This window comes from Candidatus Nanopelagicales bacterium (genome assembly GCA_030700225.1).
GTDB lineage: Bacteria > Actinomycetota > Actinomycetes > S36-B12.
In genome coordinates this window covers 16,199-32,305 of record JAUYJT010000064.1, presented here as the reverse complement: position 1 = coordinate 32,305, position 16,107 = coordinate 16,199, and the positions used below count along the sequence as shown (strand labels likewise).

General features: G+C 64.1%; 15 protein-coding genes. 4 read left to right on the top strand and 11 right to left on the bottom strand.

The features are described from left to right. Positions 1-35: 35 nt before the first annotated feature. Positions 36-1,454: a wax ester/triacylglycerol synthase family O-acyltransferase gene (locus Q8P38_10340; GenBank protein ID MDP4015001.1), complete on the bottom strand. Its 1,419-nt coding sequence runs from the start codon at positions 1,452-1,454 to the stop codon at positions 36-38. 719 nt (positions 1,455-2,173) lie between these two features. On the opposite strand from Q8P38_10340, the gene Q8P38_10335 reads away from it, so the two are divergent. After that, positions 2,174-2,590 carry an Rv3235 family protein gene (locus Q8P38_10335; protein ID MDP4015000.1) on the top strand — a complete coding sequence of 139 codons (417 nt, stop codon included), beginning with the start codon at positions 2,174-2,176 and terminating at the stop codon, positions 2,588-2,590. A 3-nt stretch (positions 2,591-2,593) separates the two neighbouring features. Here the strand turns inward: Q8P38_10335 and secA are convergent, their stop codons facing one another. The 5 genes from secA to Q8P38_10310 form a co-directional block, all read right to left on the bottom strand. Then, positions 2,594-5,452 (bottom strand): preprotein translocase subunit SecA, encoded by a 2,859-nt coding sequence (gene secA, locus Q8P38_10330; GenBank protein ID MDP4014999.1) that lies wholly within the window; start codon positions 5,450-5,452, stop codon positions 2,594-2,596. A gap of 310 nt (positions 5,453-5,762) precedes the next feature. Beyond that, complete coding sequence (locus tag Q8P38_10325; protein ID MDP4014998.1) at positions 5,763-6,431, bottom strand: response regulator transcription factor; 669 nt, start codon at positions 6,429-6,431, stop codon at positions 5,763-5,765. 5 nt (positions 6,432-6,436) lie between these two features. Further along, positions 6,437-7,081, bottom strand: a complete 645-nt coding sequence (raiA, locus tag Q8P38_10320; GenBank protein MDP4014997.1) for a ribosome-associated translation inhibitor RaiA — start codon at positions 7,079-7,081, stop codon at positions 6,437-6,439. A gap of 85 nt (positions 7,082-7,166) precedes the next feature. Then, positions 7,167-7,820 carry a hypothetical protein gene (locus Q8P38_10315; protein MDP4014996.1) on the bottom strand — a complete coding sequence of 218 codons (654 nt, stop codon included), beginning with the start codon at positions 7,818-7,820 and terminating at the stop codon, positions 7,167-7,169. Between the two features lie 103 nt (positions 7,821-7,923). Further along, complete coding sequence (locus Q8P38_10310) at positions 7,924-8,232, bottom strand: hypothetical protein (GenBank protein ID MDP4014995.1); 309 nt, start codon at positions 8,230-8,232, stop codon at positions 7,924-7,926. Between the two features lie 355 nt (positions 8,233-8,587). Here Q8P38_10310 and Q8P38_10305 point away from each other — a divergent pair, with 355 nt between their 5' ends. Then, entirely contained in the window at positions 8,588-9,004 is a 417-nt protein-coding gene (locus Q8P38_10305; protein ID MDP4014994.1) for a hypothetical protein, read from the top strand. A 186-nt stretch (positions 9,005-9,190) separates the two neighbouring features. Here Q8P38_10305 and Q8P38_10300 read toward each other — a convergent pair whose 3' ends face one another. Continuing rightward, entirely contained in the window at positions 9,191-9,796 is a 606-nt protein-coding gene (locus Q8P38_10300) for an HdeD family acid-resistance protein (GenBank protein ID MDP4014993.1), read from the bottom strand. Position 9,797: 1 nt separating this feature from the next. Further along, positions 9,798-10,118, bottom strand: coding sequence for a hypothetical protein (locus tag Q8P38_10295; protein MDP4014992.1), 321 nt, complete (start codon positions 10,116-10,118; stop codon positions 9,798-9,800). A 139-nt stretch (positions 10,119-10,257) separates the two neighbouring features. Here Q8P38_10295 and Q8P38_10290 point away from each other — a divergent pair, with 139 nt between their 5' ends. Next, complete coding sequence (locus Q8P38_10290; protein MDP4014991.1) at positions 10,258-11,496, top strand: hypothetical protein; 1,239 nt, start codon at positions 10,258-10,260, stop codon at positions 11,494-11,496. Between the two features lie 124 nt (positions 11,497-11,620). Then, the gene (locus Q8P38_10285) at positions 11,621-12,235 is read left to right on the top strand and encodes a peptidoglycan-binding domain-containing protein (protein ID MDP4014990.1); all 615 of its coding nucleotides are present in this window, start codon (positions 11,621-11,623) and stop codon (positions 12,233-12,235) included. A gap of 43 nt (positions 12,236-12,278) precedes the next feature. Here Q8P38_10285 and Q8P38_10280 read toward each other — a convergent pair whose 3' ends face one another. The 3 genes from Q8P38_10280 to Q8P38_10270 all read right to left on the bottom strand — a co-directional run bounded on the left by Q8P38_10280 (position 12,279) and on the right by Q8P38_10270 (position 16,008). Continuing rightward, entirely contained in the window at positions 12,279-14,177 is a 1,899-nt protein-coding gene (locus Q8P38_10280; GenBank protein MDP4014989.1) for an EAL domain-containing protein, read from the bottom strand. A gap of 118 nt (positions 14,178-14,295) precedes the next feature. Beyond that, the gene (locus Q8P38_10275) at positions 14,296-15,291 is read right to left on the bottom strand and encodes a hypothetical protein (protein MDP4014988.1); all 996 of its coding nucleotides are present in this window, start codon (positions 15,289-15,291) and stop codon (positions 14,296-14,298) included. 42 nt (positions 15,292-15,333) lie between these two features. Further along, positions 15,334-16,008: an HAD-IB family hydrolase gene (locus Q8P38_10270; GenBank protein MDP4014987.1), complete on the bottom strand. Its 675-nt coding sequence runs from the start codon at positions 16,006-16,008 to the stop codon at positions 15,334-15,336. Positions 16,009-16,107: the final 99 nt, after the last annotated feature.

The following is a 16,107-nucleotide window of genomic DNA, read 5'->3' as shown; positions in this document are numbered from 1 at the left end:
CCAAGGCACTCAGGCCCGCGGCAGGGCGCGAGCCACTATGCCTTTACGGTACGCCGCCGACCGCTCGGTGTGGTGGTGTCGAGCAACTCCGCGACAGCCTGCACGATGCACTGGCAGAGCACGTCCACGTCGGGCATGGCATCGCGGTCGGCATTCAGCCCGTAGTAGACGCCGCCGTCATATGACGTCAGGCCGATGCTCACGGCTTGGTTCTTCGCCAGCGGCACGACGGGATACGCGGCCAGCATCCGGCATCCACCCGCGTAGAGGGGGAACTGAGGCCCGGGGACGTTCGTAACGACGAGATTCCAAACCCTGCTCGTCAGGTCGTTGGCCGCTCGGGCGCCAATGGCATGCAGCGTTGGCGCCGCGAAACCTGCCAGGCCGACAATGGCCTGCGCCCCGAGCATCTGCCCACTGGCCTTGTACTGCCCCATCTCGAAAGCGACTCTCTGGAGCCTGACGACCGGGTCGGGCTCGCCGACCGGAAGGTCGCACAGGAACGCCGCGACCTGGTTTCCCGATGCGGTGTTGCCCTCAGGACGGAGGCTCACCGGGACCAGCGCCCGGATCTCGCTGCGGTTCGACAGGCTCTCCCCTCTAGTCATGAGCCACTCGCGCAGGGCCCCAGCGACAACTGCCAGCACGACGTCGTTGATCGTGCCGCCGTGGGCCTTGCGGATGCGTTTGTAGTCCGCAAGCTGTGTGTCGGCGGTTCCGTAGCGGCGCTGTTCACCGATCTCGACATTCAAGGGACTGGCGATGGGCGGGCGCACGACAGTGGCTGCCGCGCTCAGCACTCCGGCGACGCTGCGCCCCACGCCCCCCGCCGTCTCGCGAAGGTCACCCATGGCTGACTTCAAGTTGTCGACGATGGCCGCGGGCGAACGGAAAGCGTCGGCGACGCCACCGGCGAACAACTCCATCGAGGTTGGCTCCCTGGCAGGGCGCCACACATCAGTACCCATCTGCCTGGGCTCAGGAGTCACGTCCAAGATCACCTGGCCGATGTCCACCGCTGCGAGCCCGTCCACCATGGCGTGATGAGTCTTGGTCAAGATGGCGAAGCGTCCTCCTTCAAGGCCCTCGATCAGGTACATCTCCCACAGCGGACGACTCCGGTCGAGCGGTCGGCTCATGATCCGCGCGACGAGTTCGTGAAGCTGGAACTCCGTTCCTGGCCGGGGAAGGGCGGAGCGACGAACATGGTAGGTCACGTCGAAGGACTCGTCATCGACCCAGACGGGGTTGGCTACGCGGCCCGGCACCCAGCGGATCCGGTGACGGTAGCGGGGGACGAACGCGATCCGCGTCTTGATCAGCTGGACCAGATGGTCATGATCGAAGCCTTCAGCCGGGGCCTCGAACACTCCCAAGCCCCCAACGTGCATCGGAGTAGTCGGCTCCTCCAGATACAGGAACGACACGTCCAACGGACTCAATCGATCCGCCACGCTGAGACCTCCTCGTCGGCCGACGAAGTCACGTACGCCGACATCGCTACCTGCGCAATATCGTGCCATGGCTCAGCCCTGTGTCGGCGAGCAGGCTGCCAGTCGTCGGAACGGGTGAATCCTGCGGATCAGGCCCTCTCCGCGTTGCATCGGCTACGTAGACAGCGAACAGTGAGAACGTCCCAACATAGTTCTGGGCGAGTGAGTCTGGAATCAGCTGGGATGAAAAGGTTCAAAGTGAAGTCACGCCCATAGCGGGAAGAACGAGTCGGCAGGACTCAATCTTGGTCCGGGGAGAATGCGGGGCAGCAGCCTTGGCGGTCATCGGAGATCAGTGTCCAGATCCCTGATTCGCAGGCGCATCCGAAGATCGGATTACCCGTCCCTTCTAGGAGATCGAGAAAGGCACAGTACCGCGCCGGCGGGGGCTGACCGGAGAACCGCACAGCCTGCGTTCGTGGTCGAGGCAGGTGACGTGCGCGGGGCTCTTCGACACGCTGTGCCGAAGGGCCCCGTTTTTCATGCGGAGCAGTATGACGATAACCACAACCGGCCAAATCGAGCTTGACATTAGCCGCCGCGTCGGATCGGATGCTTCCAGGCATTGAGCCTGATCAACGGGGGGTCGTTGTGCATCGATATCTGCTGACCGGATGTCAGTCCAATCTGAACTTGAGCCAGCGCGCTAGCGGACAGCGCGCGCAGGCAGGCGGTGACCAGTGACCGCCGCAACCCTTCCGACACGGCAGCAGGCGCTCCCCCTGTCGTGGCCGAGCGATCCTGACGTGCCACTGCCAGCGTCAACCAAGCGGTGTGGCACGACCCGGAGCCTTGAGAACTGGATCGGACGACTGTCCGGAATCGTCGCCGAGGTCGCCGCCGGAGATCGCCCGGCCGCCCAGCTGTTCCGGTGCGTAGAGCCGGGTGCCCTGGAGCGACTGCGGCTGCGCACTACGTACTCGCGCTCTGGCAACTCACCAATCAACAAGGTGCTAAGCGTCCGCGTAGTGCGGGTCAGCGACACGGTCTACGAAGGATGCTCGATCGTGCAAGGTTCGCGGCACTGCCAAGCCGTCGCGGTCAGGGTCAGGCGAAGCGGCAACCGTTGGATGGCCACCGCGGTTGAGATTCGCTAGCCGTCAGCCGCGACCACGCTTGCGGCGAGAACGCTGCGCGCGCCTGCGCTGAGCGCGCGTCGCACCGGACGGCAGCTCCTGCTCCGGCTCATCGTCAAACTCGTCTGAACTGCGCACCGAGACTCCGGGCCCATCCTCGGACGGAGCGAGATACTCCATGTGCTTGGGTCGCGACGGGCCTAGCCCGCGAGCCCTGACATGCGGGCCAGACGCAGCAGCGACGGCCCCAGCCGCGGCCTGAGCGGCGATCGCAGCCGACAGAGTCTCCGCGGTCACGCTCTCCTCGTCCACGAGCTCAGCCGGGCCCACGTCCTGATCGTCATCGGCGCCCTCAACCTGCACTTCGGCGTTGAACAGGTAGCCGACCGACTCTTCCTTGATCGACTCCATCATCCCCATGAACAGGTCGTAGCCCTCGCGCTGATACTCCACGAGCGGGTCGCGCTGGGCCATGGCACGAAGGCCAACGCCGTGGCGCAGATGATCCATCTCATGCAGATGCTCGCGCCACTTACGGTCCAACACCGATAGGACGACCCGACGCTCGAATTCCCTCATGGCCTCTTCGCCGAGACTGTCCTCGCGCTTGGAGTAGGCCTCTCGGATGTCGTCCAGCAGGGTCTCGATCAGGTACTCAACACTTAGCCCCGCGACGTCCCCCCCACTGTCTTCGATGACATCGTCTACTGAAACCCCTACCGGGTACAACTGGCGCAGAGCGGTCCACAGCTGGTCCAGATCCCAGTCCTCGGCGTAGCCATCACCAGTGGCCACTCTCACGTAGCCGCGAATCGTGTCCTCGGCGAAAGCCAGGATCTCCGCGGAGATGTCCTCGCCTTCAAGGACGCGGCGCCTCTCGTCGTAGATGACCATGCGCTGGCGATTCAGAACGTCGTCGTACTTCAGTACGTCCTTGCGTATCTCGAAGTTCTGGGCCTCGCGCTGAGTCTGTGCGCTGGCTATCGCCTTCGTGACCATCCCGGCCTCGATGGGCACGTCGTCGGGGACGTTGAACCGCCGCAGGAAGGAATCGACGATGTCAGCCTTGAACAGCCGCATCAGGTCGTCCTGCAGCGACAGGTAGAAGCGCGATCCACCGGGGTCACCTTGACGTCCGGAGCGACCACGCAACTGGTTGTCGATCCGGCGCGACTCGTGGCGCTCAGTCCCGAGCACGAACAAGCCGCCAGCTGCGGTGACCTCATCGTGCTCTGCCGCGACAGCGCCTTGCGCTTCAGCTAGAGCTTCCGGCCATGCTTTCTCGTATTCGTCGGGACTCTCAACCGCGTTCAGCCCGCCCTGTGACAGGGCCGTTGCCGCCAGGAACTCCGAGTTCCCTCCCAGCATGATGTCGGTTCCGCGTCCGGCCATGTTCGTTGCGACAGTGACCGCGCCCTTTCGCCCCGCCTGAGCGACGATCGTTGCCTCACGCTCATGCTGCTTGGCGTTCAGGACCTCATGGGGAACGCCGCGCTTTCGCAACAGGTCCGCCAGGTACTCGCTCTTCTCGACGCTCACGGTGCCGACGAGGACTGGCTGACCTTCGGCATTGCGCGCCGCGATGTCATCGACGACAGCCTCGAACTTGGCTTCCTCCGTGCGGTACACCAGATCGGCCATGTCGTCGCGGATCATCGGCTGATTTGTTGGGACCGCGACGACGCCCAGGTTGTAGATCTTGGAGAACTCGCTGGCCTCGGTCATCGCTGTGCCCGTCATTCCGGACAGCTTGTCGTAGAGGCGGAAGTAGTTCTGCAGAGTAATCGTGGCCAGGGTCTGGTTCTCAGCCATGATCTCGACGTTCTCTTTGGCCTCGAGGGCTTGATGTAGTCCCTCGCTGTACCGGCGTCCCGAGAGGATTCGCCCGGTGTGCTCGTCGACTATGAGGATCTCGCCCTTGATAACGACATAGTCGCGGTCCCGCTTGTAAAGCTCCTTCGCGCGCACCGCGTTGTTCAAGAACGACACCAACGGAGAGTTGACGGTATCGTAAAGATTGTCGATCCCGAGTTGGTCTTCCACCTTGTCGATGGCGGGTTCGCCGACCGCGACTGTCTTCTTCTTCTCATCGACTTCGTAGTCGTCCCCGCGCTTCATCACCAATACCAGCCGCGCGAACTCCGTGTACCACTGCGGAGCGTCATCCGAGGGACCGCTGATGATCAAAGGCGTGCGCGCTTCGTCGATCAGGATCGAGTCGACCTCGTCGACGATCGCGAACGCGTGCCCGCGTTGGACCATCTCGTCCTTGCTCCACGCCATGTTGTCGCGCAGATAGTCGAAACCGAACTCGTTGTTCGTGCCATAGGTAATGTCCGCCGCGTAAGCCGCTCTACGCTCGGTCGCAGACATGCTAGCCAGGATCGAACCGACTGTCAGTCCCAAGAAGCGGTGGATGCGGCCCATCCACTCCGAGTCACGTTCGGCCAAGTAGTCGTTGACCGTGACGATGTGTACGCCTCGTCCGGACAGCGCGTTCAGGTAGGCCGGCAGGGTGGCGACCAGCGTCTTGCCCTCACCGGTCTTCATCTCCGCGATGTTGCCCATGTGCAGCGCGGCGCCGCCGGTGATCTGGACGTCGAAGTGCCGCTGGCCCAATGTCCTCTTGGCGGCCTCCCGAACCGTGGCGAATGCCTCGACCATCACTTCGTCAAGCGACTCCCCCTGGGCCACACGCTCCTTGTATTGCGGCGTGAGCGCTCGCAGTTCCTTGTCCGACAGCGACACGAATTCGTCTTCGATCGCGTTCACCTGCCTGGTGATCGACTCCAGACTGCGCAGGATCCTCTTCTCACCCATGCGGAGGACCCGTTCCATCAGCGCCACGTCGTCGCCCTCCTCATCCCCAACCCTCGAGCGCATTCGGGCTCAACTGGGTTTGGGCCATCGTAATAGCCTCGACGATCCGACCGGCACGTCCGACCCCGGCCCCAGCCCGGCCCCAGCCCGGCCCCGGTTCCGGGGGATGGGGTAGGGCCTGCGGCTTCAAGCCTCACGCCGCATGTCCCTACCCCATCCCCCGGAACCGTTACCGCGCTACTTCGCCTGCGGCTTCAAGCCTCACGCCGCATGTCCCTACCCCATCCCCCGGAACCGTTACCGCGCTACTTCGCGTGCGGCTTCAAGCCTCACGCCGCATGTCCCTACCCCATCCCCCGGAACCGTTACCGCGCTACTTCAGCTGGATCAGTCCGCCTCTGGCGGCACGGACGACCGCCTCGGTCCTGGTGCTGGCCCGTAGCTTGTCCAGCACGTTTCGCACATGGTTGCGAACGGTGTTCTCGCTGATGAATAGCACTTCCGCGATCCCCCGGTTGCTCGCCCCACCCGCCATGAGTGCCAGAACTTCCATCTCACGCCGGGTCAACTGGTCCGCGGCCGTGCCGCGAAGAGCGTCGCTTGAGGCCGCCATCTGGTCCACCAGAGCTGCCCCAGCCGCCGCCGAGACCGCCGCCCGACCGTCCAGGGCTGATGCGAGGGTGCGCAGGAGATCCTCGGCCTCACCCTCCCGGTCCCAAAGTCCGATTGCCCCGTCGCTAACGGCCGCCGCCAAGTCCTGGGGAGAGTTCTTCGACAAAGTTAGTACTACTGATGCGCCCATTTCCCGCGCGCTACGGCACAGGCCCGCGTCCATGGTCAGCATCCGCGAGTCGAGCACGAGCAGATCTGGGGACTTGGCCAGCTCATCGCGAACTACGGCCACATGACTGGCCGCCGACACGCCCGCTGCCCGGGGCCAGCCATCCAACACCGCCACCAAACCCCGTAAGAACACCGGGGACAGGTCAGCGGCAACAACTGAAACGGTGGTCCTGGTGGAGGCCGACCGCCCTTCAGCCACGCGACTCAGCCGGCAGCCTGGGCACTAGCGAGCTCAAGACGCACCAGCCCGTAGTCAAAGCCCCGGCGCCGGTAGACCACGCTCGGCTGATCGGTCTCGGAGTCCAGGAAGAAGTAGAAGTCGTGTCCGATCATCTCCAGGGAATCAAGCGCTTCGGCAACCGACATCGGACTAGTGACGTGGACCTTCTCCCGAACCGTCACAGGCCCATCTGCGAAAACGACGTCTGAAGCCAGATCGACCTCTTCAGAAGCGGAAGGCTCATCCGCCCCGACGTGTACTTGCAGCGGCATCGCTTCATCTGCCGCGATCAGCCGCGTGCGCCTACGACGCACGGACCGCCGCTTGTCCGCCGCTCTGCGGAAGCGCTCGGTGATTGTGTCGCAAGCGTCGTTGAGCGCGGCGAACTTGTCCTCCGCGTGGGCCTCGGCCCGCAGAAGCTGACCCCTACCGATGCACGTCAGTTCGACTTCGACCGCGCGGTCCGCGTTGCGCGGGTTGCCGTCCTTCGACACCTCCACGTCGACGCGGGCGATGTCGAGCCCGAACCTGTCCAGGCGACCGAGCTTGTCTATGGCCAGTTCCCGGAACTTGTCCGAGATTTCCATGTGTCGGCCGCGCACGACAATGTCCACATCAGCCTCCCTCATTCACTTGGCCAGCTACCGCCAGCCGCCCAGTACCCAAACTATCCGTCCGCGGGCATCGTTGCCGACAAGAGGTAACACGTTCGGCTCATCCGCAAATTGCTGCGGCGCCTTCCACGTCCCAACCGGCCAGGCGCAGCGCCCTGGCGGCTTCGAGTACCGTCGCTCCAGTAGTGACCACATCGTCGGCCACGATCACGCGACCGGGGCCGGTCCATCCGGGCTTGACTGTGAGCTGACCACGAACATTCCTGCCGCGTGCGTCTTTGTCCAAGGTCTTCTGCGGCTGGACCCAGCCCGCCCAGCGCAGAGCGGGGGAAACATCGCCGACCCCAGCACAGGGAAAGGCCTGGCGGCACACCCGCAACCACGTGTCACCGCCTCGTCGCAACCGTGCTTGCCACGTCGCGGGTACTGGAACCACACAAGGTGGGTCACAGCCGAACTCCCCTCCGGAACCCCGCGCCGCCCGGACGGCCAGAGCCGCTAGCACGTCAGCGATGCTGCGCAACCCTCGCTCCTTGTAGGCCAATACCGCAGCGGCAGCGACACCCTCATACGGCGCGGCATAGGTCAGACGAATCCGCTCCCCGGCACCTCCCAGCCACCTGCTCTCGGGAGTTCGGTTCAGTGAATCCAGGCACGACCTGCACAGCCAGAGCTCACCGCCACCACACCCGACGCATTCGCGTGGAAGCAGCAGATCCCTCACATCTCGCACAACCAGGTGAAGCGACCGCATGGCACAACACTGGCTGCGTAGCGGACACCTGCGGCAGGAACATCGCCCCTGTGGGCATCTCGCCTGGCGCTCAACGCGGTGGATATCGCAGCGCGGCGTCGGTTCAGCGCCGCATCCACCCGGGTGGGCCGCCGACCAGGCCAGCCAGGGCTCCGCCCAGAGCAGCTCCAATACCAGTGGACAGGCCATTCACCCAGGGAAGCATCCACAGAAGTGAGCCAACTACGAACCCCGCTCCGCCACTTCCGACGGCGGCGATCAACGCCCACCTGACACGCGGGCTCCGGCTCTCCGCGGCCGGTTGGACGTCGCGGCTGCTCGCAGCGGGTTCCATGCCCTTGCTCGGACTCGACCCCTGCGCGTCCATGGCGGCGATCTCCCGCAACAACTTCTCGATGTCGTCGTCAGCCATTCCGCTATCGTGGCCGACCGCACGCTCGGTGTCCATGTACTTCCGCTGGCGCCCCCGCGCGGGGCCGATTCCACCCGCGAAGACAGCTGCTGGTCCGTCAGGCTCTAACCTGTCCGGAATGTCTGACTCGTCGCGCGAATAGGCCCCAGAATGTTGCGGAAGAGCCCGAACTTCTCTGTTTACCAGGCAAAGCCGTCCATGTCTCGCAACACTAGAGCGCGTGTCCACAAGGATTTCGACTCTGCGTATCGGCGCCGTTGCGGTAAGTATCGCGATCGCGCTACCTGTCGGTATTGAGACCGCAGGCCAGGCGTCCACCAACATCCCTAGCCCGCCAACTTCGTACCCACTCCCGGTGAAGTCACTGCCGAGCCACTTGAAGCCACGCGCTCAGCTCCGGCTGCCACGGGTGAAGCGTCAAGCCACAAAGATCATCGCTGACAAGATGGATCAGCCCGCTGGGTTGATGGACGTCCAGGTAGTCTCGGCCCTCCACATCAGGCGCGCGTTCAAGCGCCCACTCGGCGAGGCCGCGTGGCAGAAAGCTCTGCGCATCTCTTGGCGCGAGTCACGACTAATCCCCAACGCCGTCGGCGTGCCGAACAGCAACAAGACGCAAGACTGGGGGCTGTTCCAACTCAACGACGGCGGAACTCTTCAGTACGCGGGAGGCGCGCCAGGAGCATCCGCCCTCGTCCCGCGATGGAACGCCAAGGCAGCCGCACGGATCGTGGCGTCTGTCGGTTGGTGGCCGTGGAAGCTCAACCCCTAACGCTGAATCCACCGCGGACTGAGGTGGCTGGGTCGGCGAGCTCAGGTCAAGACAGACAGATGGTGCAAATCTTCTGCTGATCATGGAGGTCGACGATCACCCAGGAAGGGAAGATCGCTGACGAGCTTGATCAGCAGAGGATTTGCATCAGCGGGGCCTCCGCGGAGGCGAGTGACGGCGGTGGACTCAGGATGGAGCGCCGGAGCGATCCAGCGACTTGATCCGAAACGCGTTCACGATTTGGAACACGCCAAGAACAACGAGCCATATTCCCGAGATCCAGGCGAGCGCCAACAGCGACATCCCCGGCCAAACGAGAACAACGATCCCCGCCACGATGCTCAGGACCGCAAGGAGGATTGTCAGCCCGCGACCTGCTTGCTCGCGATCCTGAAGGCTGGAGATCAACTCGAAGATCCCGCGCATCAGCCAACCCAGTCCCACGAACAGCGCGAGGATCTCGATCGCCTGGAAGATCCCACGGAAGCACAGCACTCCGAGCAGAATCGATAGTGCGCCAACGACGCCCGCCAGCACGCGAGCCGACGGGACCTCACCCGTTGCCGCGAGGCTGGCCACCAGCGAGAAGACTCCGCTAACCAGCAGCCAGGCGCCAAGCAGGATCGCCACCACCTCAACGCTCACCGCTGGCCAGACGACGACGGCGACACCTACGCCCAGGCTGACTAGCCCGAACGCCAAGAACAGCCACCAGTGCTTCCCCACGCGCTCAAGGAGATCCTCCGCATCGCTGGGGGCCTGAGCTACTTCCGGCGGAACAAAGTCAGACATCTCATCGACTCCCAAGTCTCGCCGGGGCCTTCTTCGCCGGGGCCTTCTTCGCCGGGGCCTTCTTCGCCGGGGCCGGAGTAACCTCCGCCTGGTCGGCCTCTTCAAGCACCTGCGGTTCTTCTTCCAAGTCGCCCACACCCATGTCCACGCGGGTGATCACATCCCCGGTGTCAGCCGAGCCCAGCTCAACATTGTTGATAACAACGTTGACGATGATGAACGGTCCAGCTCGCCGGACTCGCACATGAGCGCCCCTCAACATTGAGTAGCCAGCGGTCACGTGTCTTGCAACGACATCGGAAACCCCGTCAAGTCCCAACATGGCCGGAGTCTAGGGCCTGAGGCGAGGGCGTGCAGGTCTTCGGCCACTTCGCGGACCTGGCGAACCACGCCTCCCCGTTTCCTGGGCGAAAGGCCCCCCACTAGCCGCTGGATTGAGGTTAGGCTGCGCCTGAGGATTCATGGGAACTAGCTACGCAGCGCTGCGCGCGGCGGCCTTCATCTTCGGCTGCCTGCTGCTCGCGAGTACCTTCGCCAGTTTGATCAGAACCTTCCTCATCCCAAGGGCACTGGCCTCAACCATCGCCCACCTGTCCACGCGCATAGTTCACGCGCCTTTCCGGCTCCTGGCTCGTCAAAGGCGCAGCTACTTTTCGCGGGACGCGATCCTCGCCTGGGTCGGCCCCCTGATCGTTCTCGCCGATCTGACCATTCTGATCACGTTCTTCATCATCGCTTTCGGGCTGATCATCTTCGGGATGAGCGACCTATCGCTGATGAACTCCATCTATCAGGCTGGGTCGAACCTTCTAACTCTCGGGATCGTGGAACCGACCGGGTACTCCCAGGATGTGATCGTCTTCCTCTCCGCCTTCACAGGCCTGACCGTGATCGCCCTGTTGATCGGCACGCTGACCACGATCTACTCGGTTTACTTACGGCGCGAAGCCCCAGTCTCGAGGCTCGCGCTCGAAGCTGGTGCCCCCGCCTGGGGCCCGGAGCTGCTGTGCAGGGCCGCCCTAGCCGACAACCTGCCATCTCTGGGCGACACCTACTCGGCATGGGCGGAATGGGCTGCGCAGGTCCGCCTAACCCAGACCGTGTATCCCCAGCTGAACCTCTTTCGCTCCCCGAGCGGACGCCAGCATTGGGTAGTGGCGCTAATCGCGGTCATGGATGCCGCGGCGCTTCACGTAGCCATATGCCGGGATGCTCCCCGGATGGAGGCGGTTTCCCTAGTGATGGAGGGCTCCCGGGCGCTGACCGTTCTACAGCCTCCGCACCTCGTGGATCCGTCACGCCGCAAGAGCCCGCGGGCCGCCGCGGAGCGAGTTCACGGCCAGGAGGACGGTCCGACCCGAGTGCTTCGGGCAATAGTGTCGGATGCCGCGCGAACGGAGGCGGACGTTCCCAAGAAGCTGGTCGCTGAACTGGACCGGCGACCTAGCACCATGCACCGGGATGAGTTCGACCATGCCTGGGACCTGATGGAGCGAGCGAGCTTCCCCATGGACGAGCACCCGAACCGCGCGTGGCTCACTTTTCAACGCATGCGTGAGTCGTATGAGCACCCAGCGTACGCTCTCGCGAACAACCTGCAAGCAGTTAGGGCGCCATGGACCGGTGACAGAACACCGCCAACCGACGTCGTGTGGCCGACCCTGTCAGCGGCCCTGCGGGTCGTACCCCCCGAGCACTGAGGCCCATTCGCGGGCAGACGACACTCAACCTCGCGCGGACAGCCTCCACAGTCCTGCGCAAGCGACATGGTAGACACCAGGCATGCGGCGCGCTGTGCGCTGATTAATCCTGAAAGGTCCAACCATGAACAACCGTTCGTCTCGCGGAAGACGAGTAGCGCTGTTAGCGGTCGCGGGCGCAGCAGCCCTTGTGATCGCGGGTTGCTCGTCCACCCCTTCGCCGAGTCCAACCCCGAGTCCGACCCCAAGTCCGTCCAACACGACAGTTGAGTTCAACAAAGCCATCCAGGGCGAGCTGGCGGATGTCGGCTGCTACCCCGGTGGCATCGACGGGGTCATAGGCCCCGAGACCGACAAGGCGATACGCGACTTCCAACAGGCAGCCGGGTTGCCCGTCACCGGTGAACTCGACGCGCAGACCGACAAGGCGCTGAAGAACGCCGCGACGAAGGGCGAGCGAGTCTGCAAGGCCAAGCCGAGCCCATCGCCAACGGCCTCTCCAGCGGCAGCTACCTGCACAGCGACTTCCATCAACACGGTGCTGAAGAAGAACGAGACTCTCGTCAGCTACTCGTGCGCCGAAGGCTGGGCCGGAATCAAGGCCGAGAAGGATGGCGCGGGCAAGGTCTTCTTCGCCCAGGTTGAGAACGACAAATGGGTGAGAGTCCCCAAGGGTGAGATCTGCGGAACGGCCAGCGCCGGATTGCCGCCGAGCATCCTGGACTACTGCGAGGCCTGACGCATGATGGGGGGAGTCCGTTACCGGCTCCCCCCATTCCCAGTCAAGCGATGAACGCCGGTCGCTCCGCGGCCCCGTCCGGTGCCCTGTGGCGCTGGGAAGGCACCCACTCCGCCGCCAAGGCCACAGCTTGGCTAGGCGGGAGTGGCCTGCCAAGCAAGAACCCCTGGGCCACATCGCAGCCCATATCCATCAGCTCGGCCATCTGCTCTTCTTCCTCGACTCCCTCCGCGACTACTTCGTAGCCCAACGAGTGGCCCAGGCCGATTATGGCCTCCACGATTGCGCGACTGCTGCGATCTGTCGTGACTCCCGCGACGAAACTGCGGTCGATCTTGATGCTGTCGAGCGGGAACTCATGGAGCAGGGACATCGATGACTGGCCCGTTCCGAAGTCATCGAGCGAGATCCGCACTCCAAGGCCCCTGATCTCCTCCAACTGCCTTCGCGCTTCTAGCTTGTTCTCCAGCAGCACCGATTCGGTCAGCTCAAGGCGCAGCTCCGACCCGCTAACGCCCGAGCGCGCCAAGGCTGACCGAATCAGGTCTGGCAGGTCTCCACCAGACAGCTGCATCCCTGACAGATTGACGGCGACATACAGACCTCGTTCATGCGAGGCGTGCAGCCGCCTCACCAAGCCCAAGGAGTCAAGCAGCACGCGCCGACCAAGTTCGCCAATCAATCCCGACTCCTCGGCGACGGGGATGAACCGCATGGGCTCCACGTAGCCGGACGAGTCGGGCCAACGCACTAGAGCCTCGAAGCCGACGAGCTGCGGTGTGGCTATCGAGAACAGCGGCTGATACGCGACCTGCAACTCGCCGCGTGCCATAGCTCCGCGCAGCCTGGTCTCCAGGGCGGCACGCTTGGAAGCGTCGACCCGCAACTGCTCATCAAACACCGCGAACCTGTCGCGGCCCGACCCCTTCGCGCTGTACATAGCCAAGTCGGCGTCACGCAGAATCGCGTTCGCGTCGCCGGTCGCGCGGCTGCTCACCACGCCGATACTCGCCGAGGAGTAGACCCGCTCACCACCCACTTCGTACGGGCGACGCAGCGCGGACAGTATCCGCTCGGCCATACGCTTCGCCTGGGGCTGCGTCAGACCTGGCAGGGCGACCACGAACTCGTCACCGCCAAGCCGCGCTATGACGTCACCCGGCCTGGTGACCTGTCTGAGCCTCGCCCCGGCCGCGACCAGGAGCTGGTCCCCGACTGAGTGGCCCAGCGTGTCATTGACCGTCTTGAAGTGGTCAAGATCAATGAACAGCAATGTGAATGGCCTGGGACGCTCGCCGGCTCGCGCGGACAAGTACTTCGTAATCGATGCCCTGTTCCGCAATCCCGTCAGCGAGTCGTGGCTGGCTTGCCAAGCCATTCGCTCCTGCTGCGTCATGTCACTTATCGCCAAGACCCCTCCAGCGAATCCACGCGCACAGGATCCGGACAACGGCGTGAAGGCCAAACTCGCGGGAAGTACACCGCCCTGGCCGGTTCGCAGCGAAACCATCGGCGCGCGCCATTCGCTGGACTCGGCGACGGCGGCGACGAGCTGGGAGCAGGATCTCGCGTCGGCTGGCGACCGCGCATCCGGACGGATCAGATCGGCCAGCGGCCCGCCCGTGGCCTCGTCAGCGTCGACTTCCAGCATCAGGGCCGCGGCGGCATTCATCTGCGAAACCCTCTGCTCCGCGTCAATAACGCACAGCCCGGTGGCTGTCGTGTTGAAGACGGCCTCCAGTCTGTTCTTCTCCACAGCCAGCGCCGACAGCGCGCTGGAGGAAGTGCCTCCTGTGCGGTCGTCCGGATCGAATTCCTGGTAGGTCGCACTTACGAGCGCGAGGAACTTCACGAAGCGCGACCCCGGCTTGAGCGCGCGCGGCACTGGCAGCCCGCTGCAGCTAAGCTGCCGCATCAACTCGCCATGCAGCCCATCGGTCATGGCCGGTGTCTCCATCTCCGCCGTGCCTGTGCCTCGACTTCCAGAATGACGCAGATAGTCCGACGTTGCTCACTGCGCGTGTTGTCGCTGCTGGCCTGGTGGCGTCGTGGACGGCCCATCAAAGGCCCGCGAATGGATCGGTCACTGACCACTCGCGCGGGATCTCCAGATCCACGCCGTCCCGGGCGCCACGCTCGGCGAGGAACCTCAGGGATTCGCCCATATCGTCGGCGACGTAGGGCATCGGAACCAGCGGGCTGGACAGTGGCTTGGTGAAGTCATCCCAATGGATCGGTATGACCCTGCGGACTCCGGTGGCCAGGACGGTTTCGCGCCAGTAGGCGTCTCTGAATTCAGCGCTTTGCTTGCCCAGGGTTCCTATGCCCAGGTAGGCCACGTCGGCACTCAACCCGTTGAGCATCCCGGGCCGGAATCCGGCGCTGGCGTTGATCATCAAGCTATGACTCAGCCCCGAGGCATCCGTGTGCTCGATGAGCATCGCGTAGCACTCGGCCATCTTGAACTCGCTGGTTTTCGCTGGGAGTCGCAGCGGCGCGTCAATCGACCCCCGGAACTTCCCGTGCGGGGAATGCTCGGAGAGCACCATCGTGACGGTGAACCTCCCGAACTTCAGGGGCTCGCCAGCCACAACCTCGACCATCTGCTCCGGAGGCAAGCCGAAGCCCAGTCCGACTTGCACCGTCGACCGCGATCCAACGAGTTGCGCGCCCGTCCGCTGTGCCACTAGGGGCGAGTCGAGCGCGTGATCGAAGTGGGAATGGGCGACGAGGACGGCGGCAGCTTCGTGGACTCCGGCCCGATCCAAGCACTCATCCACCACATCCGCGTCCGGCGCGATCTTGCCGAAAAGCATCTGCCTCACGCTCGGACGCGTGAAGAACCCGTCGGTGATCAGATTCGTCTCGCCATCGGAAATCACCAGCGTGCTCACCCCGAGGAACGTCACCCTGATCCCGGAATCTGAGATGATCGACGCGGCTTCCGGCGTGAACGGTCCGTCCGGCAGCTCGGGCCGACGCACCAGCGCCGCCACTCCCGCAGCCACCACCGCGGAGCCGACCGCTACGCAGAGGGCCAGATTCCGAAGTCGCACAACCGCATACTGTCAGCGCGCGCCACGAATCGCGCGGCGAGATCACCGGTAGCGCCGGATGGGCCATCCATGCTCCAGCGCGTGCTGCCGCAAGCGCTTGTCGGGGTTGACGGCGACGGGGTTTCCAACCACCGACAACATGGCGATGTCGTTGGCCGAGTCCGCGTAGGCGAAGCACTGGCGCAGGTCAAGGCCCTGGCTCTCAGCGAGTTCGGTGATGGCGACAGCCTTCTGAGGACCGTGCATCGCCGGCCCTGCCATACGTCCGGTGTAGACGCCGCCCGACGTCTCGGACCTGGTTCCAAGAGCCCCAGTCAGGCCCAATCGTCTGGCGAACATGTCCGCGATCTCCTGACCGGTCGCGGACACTAGCCAAACTCCGCGTCCGGCGGCGAGGTGATCCCGGGCCAGATCGAGCACTTCCGGACGCACCTTGTCGATGATTCGTTCGGCGAAGATCTCCTCGCCGACGGCCACTAGATCAGTGACATCGCGTCCCTTGGCCATCATCTGCGCCTGCTCAAGGATCACCGAGATGTCGCGCAGGTCCTCGCCACCCGCCGCGAACCTCAACTGCTTCACAACGAAGCCGCCGACCTGCGCCGGTGTGAAGAATCCGCGCATGGCGAATCCGCACGCCATGTGAAACATGCTCGATCCACGGATCAGCGTCTTGTCGACATCGAAGAACGCGGCAGCCGCACCGGCATCCGTCACTGGCACCCCTAGCATTGCCCCCGGAACTTGTCCCGAGCGTTACTTGACGCCTGAGTATTACTCAACTACCGTTCCTGAACAAGTGGGGCGGAGGGACAG